Source organism: Streptomyces sp. NPDC030245 (genome assembly GCF_055572995.1).
Map to the genome: position 1 here is coordinate 183,183 of NZ_JBVICF010000009.1, position 14,249 is coordinate 197,431.

A 14,249-nucleotide genomic window follows, 5' to 3' on the forward strand; every position below is an offset into this window, starting at 1 on the left:
CCGAACCGACAGGAAACCCCATGCACGCACCCGCGCCGAACGCGACCGCGCCCACCGCCGAGGAGCTGCTCGGCACCGAGCTGCACGACGAGGTGGTCCGGCACTTCGCGGCGAAGCCCGACGCCCCTGCCGCCTCGTACATCAGGCACCAGGTCCGCGAATGTCTCCGCTATCTCTACCTGGTCTCCCGCCACCCCGACCGGCTCGGCGGACTCTTCCTCCCCGTCGAGCAGGACATCGACGAGATCTGGCACTACCTCATCCTCCAGACCCGCGAGTACCGGGAGCTGTGCGAACAGCGCCTGCCCGGCGGCCATTTCATCCACCACCGGAGCGTGTCCTACGACACCTACCAGCAGGCGCCCGGCCGCGAGACGGCCGCCGAGGAGGCGCTGCGGTGGATTCCCCTCTACACCGCCGCGTTCGGCCCGTACGACGAGGACGCCCTGCCGCACTGGACGGTCGTGCGCTTCCTCCACGAGGAGCTGCGGCTGTCCCTCGCGGAGATCGCGTCGTTGGCGGAGGGCTCGGCAGGCTAGGGGTTGTTCCGGCGCGTGATCTGCGAGTGTTGGTGCACGAACCGCCGACCGCGCTCCGAGAGGATCACCTGGTGCAGATCAACGCCCTCATCATCGACGCCGCCGACCCCGAGCGGCTCGCCGCGTTCTGGTCCGAGCTGCTCGACAGGCCGGTCGTGGGCCGCACGGGACCGTACGTGTGGCTGCGCCGGGAGAACGGCCTGGGCGTGGGGATCCAGCGCAGTGACGACCCCAAGCGCGGCAAGAACCGACTGCACTTCGACCTCGCCTCGCCCGACCCGGCCGCCGAACAGCGGCGGGTCGAGGCGCTCGGCGGACGCAGGCTGGAGGAGTACGCCGACGGCGGCTTCCTGGTGATGGCCGACCCCGAGGGCAATGAGTTCTGCATCATCCCGGACGGCCCCTTCGAGCTCGACGACGACGGGCGTACGAACTATCTCGGCTGACCGGGTTCCCGTTCGGCCGCGGGCGGCCGGCGGCCGAGCAGGGCCGTGCCGGGGAGTTCGACGCCGTGGTCGCGCAGCACCACGACCAGGGCCGCGCCCCGCCCAACCCCGTTGGTTCGATCGGGAGTTGGCGTCACAAAGACACTTCACCATCCCCGCCGCCATAGTAATGTGACATTTTACTGACCGGCCTCTGCGCCCCGCCTCGCGCTGCCTCCAGGGAGTCCCCGTGACCGATCCCGGCACCCACCCGTCCGGCACCCGCCCCGCCCCGCCGCTCAACACCGGCAGTCACGACCTGCCCGTCTCCGCCGAGTTGGCCCGCTTCATGGCCGCGTCCTGGGCCCCGTCCCCCCTGCCCGACTCCACCCGGGTCGCCGCGCACGCCGTCACCCCGGCGCGCCGGGCCCGGCTCTCCGCCCGTTTCCCCGGTGAGCGGCTGATCGTCCCTGCGGGTGAGCTCACCGTCCGTTCGAACGACTGCGACCACCGCTTCCGCCCGCACAGCGCGTACGCCTGGCTGACCGGTCTCACCGGGGAGGACCAGGCGGGCGGTGTGCTGGTCATGGAGCCGACGGGGGCGCACGGGCACGAGGCGGTGCTCCATCTGCGGCCGCGCTCCCCGCGCGTCGACGGGGACGAGGAGTTCTACCGGGACCGGCGCCACGGCGAGTTCTGGGTCGGCCGCCGCCCCGACCTCGCCGAGGCGGAGCGGCTCACCGGCATCCGCTGCGCCCACCTGGACACCCTCGGCTCACCGACAGGGCGCAATGCCGCGACCGACCCTGAACTGGCCGCCGCGCTCTCGGAGTTGCGTCTGGTCAAGGACTTCTGGGAGGTCGAGCAGCTGCAACTGGCCGTCGACCACACCACCGCCGGATTCGAGGACGTGGTGCGCGCCCTGCCGCGCGCTCTCGCGCATCCTCGTGGTGAGCGGTGGGTCGAGGGGATATTCGGCCTGCGCGCCCGCGCCGAGGGCAACGGCACCGGTTACGAGACCATCGCGGCCTCCGGCGCCCACGCCTGTGTACTCCACTGGATCCGCAACGACGGGCGGCTGCACCCCGACGACCTCCTGCTCCTGGACGCGGGCGTCGAGACGGACAGCCTCTACACCGCGGACATCACCCGCACCCTGCCGCTCTCCGGCCGCTTCTCCCCCGTCCAGCGCCAGGTGTACGAACTGGTGCTCGCCGCCCAGGAAGCGGGCATCGCGGCCCTGCGCCCCGGCGCCCGCTTCCGTGACTTCCACCGGGCCGCCATGCGGGTCGTCGCCGAAGGTCTCGCGGACTGGGGTGTGCTCAAGGACGCGGAGGGCGATCTGCACCGCCGCTACACCCTGTGCGGCAGCGGCCACATGCTCGGCCTGGACGTCCACGACTGCGCCCGGGCGCGTGCGGAGACCTACCTGGACGGCGTTCTGGAGGAGGGGCAGGTGCTCACCGTGGAGCCCGGCCTCTACCTCCAGCCGGACGACGAGACGCTCCCCGCCGAGCTGCGCGGCATCGGCGTGCGGATCGAGGACGACCTCGTCATCACGGCGGAGGGCGCCCGCCTGCTGTCGGGCGCCCTGCCGCGTACCGTCGCCGGGGTCGAGGAGTGGATGGGCGCTCTGCTCGACGACCACGCCTGACCTGGCCGAGCGGCCGGTCCCGACACCTTCGCGCGGCGCCCGCCGCCGCTATCGGGCGCCGTCGAACGTCCACACGGCTCCGGCGCCCGGCCCCACCACGAGCGTCGACCGGCCGATCCGCTCCTCGTGGCGCTCTGCCACGGGGTGGTTCAGCGAGAACCGGATCTCGCGCAGGCCCGCCTCCGCGCGGCTCGTCGCGTCGAGCCGGATCGTGGTGCCGCCCCGGCCGGCGACGGCGCCGCCGTCGGGCAGCGCCCGGACGACGAACCCGCCGGCCCGCAGCAACGGCACCGTACTGGCGATGTCGCGCGGGGTGGCCGCGAGGCGCAGGGACGTCACGTCCCGCATCAGGTGCTTGCGGTAGTCGTCGTTCAGATAGCGCTCGCGGCCGACGTCGCCCGGGTGGCCGGGCGGCTCGGTCTTGCCGCGCGGGTCGGCGAAGTACTCCGGCCGGTACTCCATCGCCCAGGTGCCGAAGGAGTCGTACTGGTCGGCCTCGATGACGAAGAACCCGTCGAACCACGGCACCGGGACGCCGTCCCCGAAGTCACGCGTCTGAAGGAAGTCGGCCGGGGTGATCCCCTGCTCCCGCACCCGTTCGCGCGCCGTCGCCAGGTCACCCGCGCGCTCGGCGGAGACGGCCATGCCGGTCGCGCCGAACTCACCGTCCCTTCCGGGCAGATCACCCACGCCGAACAGCTCGACATAGGTCTCCCGGCCCATGAGGTAGCGGCCGGTCCAGGTCTGTCCGCCGGAGCCGGTCGTGGTGCGGACCTGGAAGTTCGCGAACTCCCGCAGATAGGCGGAGTGTTCGATGGCGTCCGCGGTCTCCCGGTCCACGACGCCGTAGGCGTGGTTGTAGAAGAGCAGTTGCCGGCCGGGCGAGGGCTTGTCCTCGCCGGGCGGTGCCGCCCGCGCACTCCCCTCGGCCGTCCAGACGAGAGCGGCGGCGAGCGCCACGACGAGGGCCATGAGCATCCGCAACTTCCGGCGCAGCAGCATGCGGACGATCGTAGGCCGAGCGGGACGATCGGGACAGGCTGTCGCGGCCGGATTTCACTCCGGCCCGGCCGGTGGGGTACAGTCGATCATGTGCTCACCGCCGAACAGACGGTGCCGGGCCCGGCGTTGGTGGTCCAAGGAAAGGCGCCCCACTTCCTGTGGGGAGATGCAGGTGCAAGGCCTGCCCAGCGCTCTTGAGAGAAGGCCCCGGCCTCCGGTGACGGAGACCGGGGCCTTCTGCCGTCGGAGCCCTTCTGCCATTGGGCCGTCGTCGGTCACGGGGCGACACTGGTGGCATGTTCTCCGACCGGCTTCCGCCCCCGACCGTCTACGGCCGTCTCCGCGTCGAGCGGCACGACCTCGCACCCGCCCGCTGGCTGGAGCGGCGCACCCTCGGCACCGCCGCGTTCGGCACGGTCGCCGCGGTGTGCGCCCCCGGCTTCGAGGCGTACGCGCGCGTCCTGCATCCGGCGCGGCTCGGCGCGGCGCCGGTGCGGTGGGACCGGGCCGCCGCCGCGTACGGCGCGACGGTCGACGCGGCGACGCGCTGGCACGAGATGATCGGCGCCGACGACCGTCTCCTGTACCGCAACGACGACACCCCGGCCGTCCCGGGCGTCTGGGACGAGCACCCGCACGAGGGCCCGACCCCCGCCGACGTGGCCCGCACCCTGATCCCCGTCCTGGCCCGGCACACCCGCACCCCCGACCGCTGCTGGTACGGACTGTGGGCGGGGTACGGGCACGTCGAATGGGACGACGTGCCCGTCTTCCAGACGCCGGGCCGCGAGGAGATCCTGCTCGCCGGCCCCCTCGACGACGCCGACTCCCCCGCCCCCGGCACCCACGAAGGCGTGCCGGACCTGCCCGACCTGTGGTGGCCCGAGGACCGGTCGTGGTGCGTGGGCGGGGACGTCGGCCTGGTGAGCACGTACGTCGGCGGCTCGGCGGAGTGCGTCGCGGACATCCTCGCGACCGCGGGCCTGGAGGCGTACGAGGTCGACGAGACATCAGCGGTGGACTGAGACCCTGTCTTCCAACTCCTGCCTGCGCACCGGTCAGCGCGGGAGTCTCGCGCGGGACGACCGTGCCGTGGCGACGAGTTCGGCGACCGTGGCCAGCTTGACCCGCGGGCGTCCCGCGCCGCGCCCGCGGGTGACCTCGGCCCGTTCGATGGCTGCCAGACCGCGCGCGTCGACCACATGACGGTTGCGGCGGCGGGCCAGCCGGTGGAAGGCCCTCGGGGTGTGCCGCGGGGCGGGCAGGGTGCCGGCGACCGCGTCGGCCAGGAGCGTGGAGACCGTCTCGGCGGCGCAGGTGCGGTTGGCGCCGATGCCGCCGGTGGGGCCGCGTTTGATCCAGCCCACGACGTAGGTGCCCGGCTGCCCGGCGACCCGGCCGCCCTCATGGGGCACGGTGCCGTCGGTCTCGTCGAAGGGAAGCCCGGCGACGGGCACGCCGCGGTAGCCGATCGCGCGCAGCAGCAGGCCCGCCGGTATCGTGCGCTCCCCCGCTTTGGCGGCGACGCGCACGGCGTCGACCCGGTCCGTGCCGAGCACTTCGACGGGTTCGCAGTGGAAGCGCAGCACGATCCTGCGGCCGGGCGCCGGGAGCCGCTCCCAGTCCTGCCGGGCGCGCGTGACGTCCCGCAGGACCGCCGCCTTGTCCTTCGGCCCCGCCGTGTCGACGGCGGGCGCGATGCGCGGGTCGTGGTCGTCGACGACCAGGTCCACGCCGGGCAGGTGCTTGAGGGCGAGCAGTTCGGACCTGGTGTACGCGGCGTCCTCGGGGCCGCGCCGGGCGAGCAGGACCACTTCGCGCACCTTGCTCGCGCGCAGGGCCCGCAGGGCGTGGTCGGCGATGTCGGTGCGGGCGAGGGTGTCGGGGTCGGCGAGCAGGATCCGCGCCACGTCCAGCGCCACGTTGCCGTTGCCGACGACGACCACGCGCTCCGCCGACAGGTCGATGCCGTCCGGCGCGGCGTCCGGGTGGGCGTTGTACCAGGCGACGAACGCCCTCGCGGAGACGCTGCCGGGCAGCTCCTCGCCGGGGATCGCCAGCCGCCGGTCGGCCGAGGCGCCCACGGCGTAGACGACCGCGTCGTGGTGGTCGGCGATCTCCTCGGGAGTGACGTCGGTGCCCACGTCGAGGCCCAGGTGCAGCCGTACCCTCGGGTGCGCGTGGAAGCGGGCGAAGGTGTCACCGACCTTCTTGGTCGCGGGGTGGTCCGGTGCCACGCCGTAGCGCACGAGGCCGCCGGCCACCGGCAGCCGGTCGATCAGGGTGATCTCGGCGCTGGTGTGGAGCAGCAGGTCCTGCACGGCGTACATGCCGGCGGGGCCGGTGCCGACGACGGCGACCTTCAGCGGTGCGAAGTCCGCGGGCAGGACGCGCGGGAAGGACGGCTCGCCCCAGGCGTGGAAGTTCGGCCCGTCGGGGGCGGGTTCGGCTTCCCCGTCCGCCGCGGCGTCCTCGTAGTAGGCCGCGTTGATCGCGGCGTACTCCTTCTGTGCGGCGGGCAGGCTGTCCACCGGGAAGATCGCGTCGACGGGGCAGGCGTCGGCGCAGGCGCCGCAGGCTATGCACGTCTTCGGGTCGATGTGCAGCATCTCGGTACTGCCGAACGCCCGCTCCTGCGGCGTGGGGTGGATGCAGTTGACCGGGCAGACGGCGACGCAGGTGGCGTCGTTGCAGCAGGTCTGGGTGATCGCGTAGGTCATGTTCGGCGGCTCGCTCGGCTCAGGTGGGTCGGGTCGGCTCAGATGAGGTGGGCACGCTTGTAGAACACCAGGGCCGGCTTGGTGAGCAGGCCGCACGAGGCGAGGAACTCCATGAGGCCCGAACAGCTGGACCGCATCATGGACTTGTGGTGTTCGTTGGCCTTCGCCTCGGCGACCGCCCGCTCCTCGTCGAGCCCCGCGTTCGCGTACACCTCGCGGTTCACCATGCTGGTGACGATGACGTACGACGCGATGGCGATGATGAGGGAGTTGATCTCGCGGCGCACCCGGCCCGCGCCCGCGAGCCGCTTGCGCGTCTGGTCGCGTGCGAACTTCATGTGCCGCGACTCCTCGACGACATGGATGTTGTTGATGGTGCGGACGAACGGCACGACCCGCTCGTCCCGCATCCAGTCGCGCTGCATGACGTCGAGGACCTCTTCGGCGACGAGGATCGCGGCGTACGCGGCCTCGCCGAAGGCGACCGACTTGAAGACCCTGCCGAGTTCGGTGGCCCAGCGTCGCGGCCGGTAGGCGGGGGCGCCGAGCTTCTGGGCGCCGCGGGCGAACATGATGGAGTGTCGGCACTCCTCGGCTATCTCCGTGAGCGCCCACTGTACGTCGGTGCTGGTCGGGTCCTTGGCGTAGACGTCGCGCAGCACCATCTGCTGCAAAATCATCTCGAACCAGATGCCCGTGCTGGCCACCGAGGCGGCCTCCTGCCGGGTCAGCTCCTTGCGCTGCTCCTCGGTCATCTCCCGCCAGTAGGCGGTGCCGTAGAGCGTGCTCCACTCCGGGCTCGCGCCGTGGAAGTTCCGGTCCAGCGGTGTCTCCCAGTCGACCTCGGCGGCAGGGTCGTACGCCAGCACGGCGGCCGAGTCCAACAGCCGCCGGGCGACATCGCCCTCCGGGGAGTGGTCCTGTGTGCTCGGCCGAACAGTGCTGCTTGCCATCGCTGCGGCTCCTTGACTCGGACGTCCGGGCTGCGGGCACGGCGCCTCGTCGCACGGCAGGCCGCGACCCCCTTGTTAGACGGAATGTATAACAAGGGGGTCGGGTGCGCCTACCCTCCGGTAGGCAGCAGATCGGAATGAGCCGGTCCGCCCGGGAGCGGCGCAGGTTCAGCCGGTCGTCGCGGGCCAGCGGATCCGTGTGCTGCACGCGGAGACGACCAGCGCGGACGCGGCGACGGCGGCGAACCCCCAGACGAGACCACTGGCGTTGGCGATGAACCCGATGAGCGGCGGACCCGCGAGCAGGCCCGTCGTCCCCATGGCCGCGACCAGGGTCAGCGAGTCCGAGCCCTGCCCCGCCGCGGCCACATAGACGCACGGGGTGACGGCCGCGATGCCGAGGCCGACACAGGCGAACCCCAGCAGGGCGGGCACCAGGCCGCCGCTGAGCAGCGCGAGGGCCAGGCCCGCCCCGGCGAGCACGCTGCCGGTCAGGACGATGCGGCCGTCGCCCCAGCGGCTGCGCCAGCCGTCGGCGAAGAGGCGGGCGACGACCATCATTCCGGAGACGACGGCGATGCCGAGGGGCGCGAGTTCGGCGGAGGCCTCGGCCACGTCCTCCAGGTAGAGGGCCGACCAGTCGTTCATGGCGCCCTCGGTCACGGTGCCGAACGCCATGGCGGCGCACATCCACAGCGTCATGCGGGACGGGACGGTCCACTTGCCGCGCTTCTTCTCGGCCTCCTCCGCCCCGGCCTCGTTCTTCTCGGCCTCCTCCTTCTCTGCTTTCTCTACGGCGGGTCGGTCGGTCAGCAGGCCTGGCCGCGCCAGCGCCACCAGCAGGAGCAGGAGCGACGCGGCCGCCGCGAAGTGCACGGCGACCGTCGAGGTCACCGTGTTCATGCCGGAGGCGAACAGCGCGGCGAGCAGGGAACCGCCGCTGAACGTCGCATGCAGCCGGGCCATGGCGTTGCGCTCGTACCGGTTCTCCAGCTCGGCGCCCTGGGCGTTCATCGCGACGTTGAGACAGCCGACGAGTACGCCGTCGACGCACATGACCAGCAGGGCCACGGGGTAGTTGGGCGCCGCGGCCAGGGCGACGAGCAGCAGGGCGAGACAGAGCGCCGACAGGAGCGCGAGGCGCCGCGAGCCGAGGCGCCGCATCAGGACGGCCACGATCGGGAACGACACGGCCGCGCCGATGCCGGCGGCCATCAGGAGCACGCCGACCTCCGCCGCGGTCAGGTCGAGGTCCGCCTTGATGGCGGGGATCCGCGCCGCCCATGTCGCGTACTGGAAGCCGAGCGAGCAGAACAACGCCGCGATCGCCAACTGGCCTCGATGGAAAGGATCACGCACGCGGAGCACCCGCCTCAGCCCACATTTCTGTTTCTTCCGGTGCCGGCACGTCGACCGGCACCGCCTTGGACATGTACACGGCTGTCGGGCCGTAGCCGGCCGGGGGCGGGCCCCCTCGGCGGGCGGTGAAGCCGCGGCCCGCCCAGAACGTCTCGCTGCCGCCGACGGCGACCAGGGAGAGCCGCTCGTACCCGTGCGAGCGGGCGGTCGCGGTGAGGCGCCGCAGAAGGTGCCCCGCAAGACCCCGGTGGCGCAGGTGCTCCGCGACGACGATGTCGTGCAGGTGCAGGTTGCGCGAGCGGAGCGCCGTCGTCGGCTCGGGCCCGCCCAGCTCGGGGTAGGCGGACTCCGGGTAGGGCAGGGCCAGCAGGTAGCCCGCGAGGCGCCGTTCCAGGTCGAGCGCGAAGCACGTGTCCGGTGACGCCCGCATCCGGGACTCCAGGGCGGCGCGGCCCTCCGACAGGCCGAGGGGCGCGTAGGCGCGGGACTCCAGCGCCACGATGCCGTCCCAGTCGGTGTCGGCGATGCGGCGTACCCGTATCTCCTCGGTCATGCGGCCTCGCCGTCGATCCAGGTGTACGGGAGCGGGCTGAAGCCGTTGAAGCCCCGCGTCATGTAGCTGGTGGCGTACGCGCCGCAGGAGAGCACCCAGACCGGGTCGCCGGAGGCGAGCCCTGCGGGCACCTGGACGAGGCCGTCCTCGTGGGAGTAGGCGTCGTCGCTGTCGCAGGTGGGGCCCGCGATCACGGCGGGGACGGACTCGGCGTCGGGGTGCGAGGGGAAGACCATGCGGTACTGCAACTGGTCCATCTCGTAGAGGCCGTTGAACTTGCCGCAGCTCAGGTACAGCCAGTACTGGCGCTCCCCGTCGGGCGTGCGGCGCGCGGAGAGCCGGGAGACGTGCGCACGGATGGCGCCGTGGTCGGCGGTGAGGTAGCGCCCCGGTTCGATGACGAAGCCGAGCCGGTGGCCGGGGATCGCGGCCAGGCGCGCCATGCCCTCGCGGATGACGGCGAAGATCTTGTCCAGCGGCGGGTCGAGGGGCCTGCCGTGCTTGTCGCGGTACCCGAGCGCGGGCAGCCCGCCGCCGAGGTTGACGTGGTCCAGGGAGATCCCGCGATCGGCGAGGGCCGCGAGCACGTCGGCGATGCGGTCCAGGGCGCCGTGCCAGGCGTCGGCCGTCATCTGCTGCGAACCGACGTGCACGGACAGACCGGCGGGCGTGAGACCGAGGTCGCGCGCGGTCCCGAGGAGGGTGACGGCGTCCTCGGGCGAGCAGCCGTACTTGTTGCTGAGCCCCCAGAGCGCGCCTTCGCCGGTGGTCGCGAGCCGGCAGAACACCCGGCTGCCCGGCGCGTGTTCGGCGAGCGCCCGCACGTCCTCCAGGCTGTCGGTCGCGAAGTCCCTGATGCCGAGCCGGAACGCGTCGGCGATGTTCCGGTCGGACTTGACGGTGTTGCCGTAATGCATCCTGCCGATCGGCACGCCCGCCGCCAGCGCCTGCTCCACCTCCTTGGGGCTCGCCGCGTCGACTCCGGAGCCGCGCCGTGCCAGGCGGGCGAGGACCTCGTCCACCGGGCAGGCCTTCATCGCGAAGCGGACGGCCACGCCCGGGAGTTCGCGGCACAGAGTGTCGTAGCGTTCCTCGATGCCGGGCAGGTCGAAGACGATCTGGTCCTCGGCGGCCGCCGCGAGGGCGTCGAGGAGCGGGCCGCCGGCGTGCCCCGGCACCGCGCCGGGCACTTCTCGGGCCGGGTGCGTCGTGGTCATGGTCACGCCGGGGTTCCCGCCGTCAGGAGCGGGCCCGTGGCCTTGCTCGCGCGCACGAGGGCGTCCCATGCCTCGGTGAGCAGGGCGAAGTCCTCGATGTCGCCGCGCGCCTCGTCCAGCAGGCGTTCGCGGCGCGTGGCCAGGTGGTCGGCGAACTGCGCGTATCTGCCGCCGAGTCGCCGGTAGGCGGTGTCCAGGCGCTCCAGCCGCCGGACGTTCCCGGTCTGGTCGAGCCCCGCGCTCTCCCGGGCGAACCCGGCGATGACGGAGGCACGGACGTGTCCGCGGTCGTCGAGCAGCGCCTCGCCGGTGGCGGCCATCCGGTCGTAGATGTGGTTGAAGTAGAGCATCGACAGGAAGAACTTGGCGAAGCGCGTCTGGTACGCGAGGAAGCCGGCGTCGGTCCTGCGTTCCGCGGTGTAGTAGTTGACGATGTTGCGGTTGTGCAGGACGCCGGGGAGCGCGGCGTCGTGGACCAGGTGGATGAGGAAGTAGTCGCTGCCGATGGTGTCGGTGGCGGGCGGCAGCGGCACGCGCTCGTGCACGTCGTGGAAGCTGATGTTGCACATGTCGACGCGCATCGGGTCGACCAGGGTGAGCAGCGCGTGGTCGCGCTCGAACGCGGCGGAGCCCGCGCCCCGGAAGGAGTCGTCGACCAGGTCCCGCTTCTCGGCCTCGGTCCAGTGGTCGGGTGCCCAGAGGCTGACCACGTCGTAGTACACGTCGGGGTCGAGGCGGTGGATCTCGCCGATGTCGACGGAGAGCTCCCCCACGAAGGAGCTGCCGACCATGGCCACCCGCTTGTCCGCGTGGCGGGGGTCGAGAGCGCTCTCGGTGACGCCGTGCGCCGCCTGCCTCGCGGGCTTGCCGAGCGACATGAGCTCGTGGTGGACGGGGAGGACGGGCTCGCCGTCGACACTCTGGTAGCGGCTGTCGGAGTCCCTGCGGTGGACGGACTCGCAGCCCAGCGCGGCGGCGATGAGGAAGGCGCGGTTGGTGCAGGCGCCGTAGGAGAGGCCGTCCGGGAGCATCAGGTCGAGGACGAGCTCGGGCTTGGTGACGTCGGCCTCGCCGATCACCCGGCGCAGGAAGTCGCGCTGTGTCGGCTCGTCCAGGTGGTGCACGACGACGCGCGGCACGTCGGGCAGGGCGCGCACGGCCCGGGTGTGTTCGGCGAACGTGGCCGGGTCGGAGGAGTCCAGGATCAGCAGGTGCGCCTCGACGTCGAAGTGCGCGGCCGCGTACGCCGCTTCCTCGCCGATCGCCGCGATGGTCTGCGGGCAGGCCCGGTTGGTGGGGAGCGTCAGGCAGATTCGGCGCATGCTGCTTCCCCGTTCCAGGACTTGAGGCCGAGCAGCTTGGCGCCCAGGTCGTTGAGTGCGGCGGTGCCGTACCGCAGCGACTCGTGCTTGTGGGCGTCGCCGAGGAGCGTGGCGTTCCAGTCCGGTGTGGAGAGGTTGCTCCAGGAGTCGACGCGGGAGCGGCGGAGCTCGTCGTGGGTCTCCAGGGCGGGCATCATCGAGAGGTACTGGACCGCCCGGACGCCGTCCTTCGAGGTGTTGGGGGCCACGCCGTGCGCCAGCAGGCCGTTCCAGATCAGCAGGTCGCCGGCTTCCAGCTCCGGGCGTACGACGGGCATCTCGTCGCGGTCGATCGCGGGGCGGATGGGGTCGCGGCCGTCGGGCTGGAGGGCCTTCCAGCGGTCGAACTGCCGGAACAGCTCGGGGCAGCACTGGAAGCCGCCGTGGTCCTCGCGGGTGTCGTCCAGGGCGATGATGCCCTGCACGCGCTGGGGCAGCACGCCGAGGGTGGTGTCGACGTCCCAGTGGAGGTTGATGTCGAAGCCGCGCTCGGTGGGGGCGATCAGTGAGCGGGAGCGGTTCTTGACGTTGGGCGGGTTGAGGTTGAGGCGGTCCAGGGTCACCCAGAGCTCCTCGCAGTCCCAGACGTCGACGAAGGCGTCGTAGACCCGCTGCGTCTGGCGGCTGTCCCAGATCAGCTGGTGGTGGTAGGCCTCGACGAAGCCGTAGACGTGGAGCTCGCGGTCGAGGTCCGAGCGGAACTCGCGCTCCTCGTACCAGGTCTCCGGGCGGCCGCGGTCCAGTCCCTGGAACTCCCAGGCGAAGTCCAGGAGGTCCTTCGCGGCCTCGGTGGGTATCGCCTGCTTCACGACGACGTAGCCGTACGTCTGCCAGAAGGCGAAGTCCTCCTCGGAGAGCACACGCAGGGGCCGGGTCTTGCGGAGGTCGCGCAACTGTGTCTGCGCCAGGTACGTCTCACCGTCCGAGCTGAAGTACGGGACGTCGGAGGGGGCGCGATGGAGGTAGCGGTCACTCGCTGGCATGTGGTGCTCCAAGGATCGGTTCTTCCGGCGGCAGGTCTCCACGCCGGATCACCAAAATGGACTAGACCAACTCTCCGTGTCAACAATTGAATTGGGCGCCTTGAGGGTCAAAAGGGCGACATTTACCCCCAGTTCATACGCCCGCCATATGAGGATTCGGCAAAGAACCTGCGTCTCAACTCGCGGCTACTGAGCGGTAGTTGGTCCGGACCAGGACGAAAACACGCACCCGCGCGCATTGACGCGGCAGGGCGCCCGGTTCAGGGTGTTGCACACCTCAGCGCGCCCCCAACCTCACGCACCGTGAACGGCTCCCAGCAGAGGAAGGCTCTTCTCATGCGAAGACGCGTCTTTGTCCGTGGTCTTGCCTGTGGTCTGGCGACAACCGGCACGGGGGCCGCCCTCTCCGTGCCCCTGTCCACAACCGCCGCCGCCCGCCCCGCGGCCGCTTCCGGCACCTGGCGGGAGGTCACCGCGCCCGCCGGACAGCCCGCCGCCCACCTCACCTCCGTGGCCGCCGCGGGACCCGGCCTCGCCTGGGCCGTGGGCGAGCAGGGCCGGTACGGCGGGACCCTCGGCACTCCCCTCTCGCTCAGCTGGGACGGCACCGCCTGGTCCCGGAACGACCTCGCCCACCTCACGTACACAGGCGCCCTGCGCGCCGTCGCCGCCGACCCGGCGGGCGGCGCCGCCTGGGCCGTCGGCACCAACGCCGCGGGCCACGACCAGCTCCTCACCTGGGACGGCGCGACCTGGCGCGAGGCCGGCTTCCCCGGGCGCGGCGCGGCGGGGACGCGGCTGACGGACGTCGCGGCAGGGCCCGACGGCCGGTTCTGGGTGTCCGGGCGGTACCAGGACCGTGCCGGGCTGCTGTGCCGCGACGGCACGACATGGCGCTGGTGCGCACCCCTGCCGGACACGGCGGCGCCGACACCCTCCGGCGTGACCGTGACGCCCGGCGGCGAGGTGTGGGTGTTCGGCGACGTCATCGCCCGCTGGGACGGCGCCTGGACGGTCGTGCCGCACCTGCCCGGCATCCGGGCCACGGTCACGGGACTGCTGCCGGTCGCCCACGACGACATCTGGCTGACCGGTTACGCCTTCGGGCCGGGCGGACCTCCCGGCAAGCCGCCCGGCATCAGCCTGGAGCACTGGGACGGCACACAGTGGACCAGCCCCGGCGCGCCCTTCACCGTCGGCCTGCTGAGCGGCATCTCGGGCGACGGCCAGGGCCGCCCCGACCTGATCTCCGGCTGGGACTTCTGGGACCAGAAACGCGCCCACTACCTGCGCTGGAACGGCACGGCCTGGGCGAGCGAACGCGGCCCCGCGACACCTGACGCCTACCTTCCGGCGGCCCTCACCCCGATCCCCGGAACGGGCGGCGGCTACTGGTCGGTGGGTACGACCTCCTTCTCGCCGTACCCACCGGCCAATCTCCGCGTGGAGCGCTTCGGCTAGGGCCTGTCCGCCGGACGGGCCC

General features: G+C 72.2%; 13 protein-coding genes. 5 read left to right on the plus strand and 8 right to left on the minus strand.

The features are described from left to right. Window positions 1-20 precede the first annotated feature (20 nt). The 3 genes from ACZ4Z4_RS24265 (at window position 21) to ACZ4Z4_RS24275 (ending at window position 2,618) form a co-directional block, all read left to right on the plus strand. The gene (locus ACZ4Z4_RS24265; protein ID WP_468330885.1) at window positions 21-539 is read left to right on the plus strand and encodes a glycine-rich domain-containing protein; all 519 of its coding nucleotides are present in this window, start codon (window positions 21-23) and stop codon (window positions 537-539) included. 71 nt (window positions 540-610) lie between these two features. Beyond that, window positions 611-985 (plus strand): VOC family protein, encoded by a 375-nt coding sequence (locus ACZ4Z4_RS24270; protein ID WP_468330888.1) that lies wholly within the window; start codon window positions 611-613, stop codon window positions 983-985. 229 nt (window positions 986-1,214) lie between these two features. Then, on the plus strand, window positions 1,215-2,618 hold the full coding sequence (locus tag ACZ4Z4_RS24275) for an aminopeptidase P family protein (RefSeq protein ID WP_468330891.1): 1,404 nt from the start codon (window positions 1,215-1,217) through the stop codon (window positions 2,616-2,618). Between the two features lie 48 nt (window positions 2,619-2,666). Here ACZ4Z4_RS24275 and ACZ4Z4_RS24280 read toward each other — a convergent pair whose 3' ends face one another. Then, window positions 2,667-3,596, minus strand: a complete 930-nt coding sequence (locus ACZ4Z4_RS24280) for a DUF5829 family protein (protein WP_468331476.1) — start codon at window positions 3,594-3,596, stop codon at window positions 2,667-2,669. 320 nt (window positions 3,597-3,916) lie between these two features. Here ACZ4Z4_RS24280 and ACZ4Z4_RS24285 point away from each other — a divergent pair, with 320 nt between their 5' ends. Further along, window positions 3,917-4,645: a hypothetical protein gene (locus tag ACZ4Z4_RS24285; protein WP_468330894.1), complete on the plus strand. Its 729-nt coding sequence runs from the start codon at window positions 3,917-3,919 to the stop codon at window positions 4,643-4,645. A 33-nt stretch (window positions 4,646-4,678) separates the two neighbouring features. Here the strand turns inward: ACZ4Z4_RS24285 and ACZ4Z4_RS24290 are convergent, their stop codons facing one another. The 7 genes from ACZ4Z4_RS24290 to ACZ4Z4_RS24320 form a co-directional block, all read right to left on the minus strand. Continuing rightward, window positions 4,679-6,340, minus strand: a complete 1,662-nt coding sequence (locus ACZ4Z4_RS24290) for an FAD-dependent oxidoreductase (protein ID WP_468330897.1) — start codon at window positions 6,338-6,340, stop codon at window positions 4,679-4,681. A gap of 38 nt (window positions 6,341-6,378) precedes the next feature. Further along, on the minus strand, window positions 6,379-7,293 hold the full coding sequence (locus tag ACZ4Z4_RS24295; protein WP_468330900.1) for an AurF N-oxygenase family protein: 915 nt from the start codon (window positions 7,291-7,293) through the stop codon (window positions 6,379-6,381). A gap of 168 nt (window positions 7,294-7,461) precedes the next feature. Next, window positions 7,462-8,661, minus strand: a complete 1,200-nt coding sequence (locus ACZ4Z4_RS24300) for an MFS transporter (RefSeq protein WP_468330903.1) — start codon at window positions 8,659-8,661, stop codon at window positions 7,462-7,464. Continuing rightward, window positions 8,645-9,205 carry a GNAT family N-acetyltransferase gene (locus ACZ4Z4_RS24305; RefSeq protein WP_468330906.1) on the minus strand — a complete coding sequence of 187 codons (561 nt, stop codon included), beginning with the start codon at window positions 9,203-9,205 and terminating at the stop codon, window positions 8,645-8,647. The genes ACZ4Z4_RS24300 and ACZ4Z4_RS24305 overlap by 17 nt, the downstream gene beginning before the upstream one ends. Then, a complete protein-coding gene (locus tag ACZ4Z4_RS24310; RefSeq protein WP_468331479.1) occupies window positions 9,202-10,422 on the minus strand; it encodes a type III PLP-dependent enzyme in 1,221 nt (406 codons plus the stop codon). The genes ACZ4Z4_RS24305 and ACZ4Z4_RS24310 overlap by 4 nt, the downstream gene beginning before the upstream one ends. 2 nt (window positions 10,423-10,424) lie before the next feature. Next, window positions 10,425-11,744 carry a DUF6271 family protein gene (locus tag ACZ4Z4_RS24315; RefSeq protein ID WP_468330909.1) on the minus strand — a complete coding sequence of 440 codons (1,320 nt, stop codon included), beginning with the start codon at window positions 11,742-11,744 and terminating at the stop codon, window positions 10,425-10,427. Continuing rightward, window positions 11,726-12,766, minus strand: a complete 1,041-nt coding sequence (locus ACZ4Z4_RS24320) for a phytanoyl-CoA dioxygenase family protein (RefSeq protein ID WP_468330911.1) — start codon at window positions 12,764-12,766, stop codon at window positions 11,726-11,728. Before ACZ4Z4_RS24320 ends, ACZ4Z4_RS24315 begins: the two co-directional genes overlap by 19 nt. Before the next feature lie 408 nt (window positions 12,767-13,174). Here ACZ4Z4_RS24320 and ACZ4Z4_RS24325 point away from each other — a divergent pair, with 408 nt between their 5' ends. After that, window positions 13,175-14,227: an NHL repeat-containing protein gene (locus tag ACZ4Z4_RS24325; RefSeq protein ID WP_468330914.1), complete on the plus strand. Its 1,053-nt coding sequence runs from the start codon at window positions 13,175-13,177 to the stop codon at window positions 14,225-14,227. Window positions 14,228-14,249 lie beyond the last annotated feature (22 nt).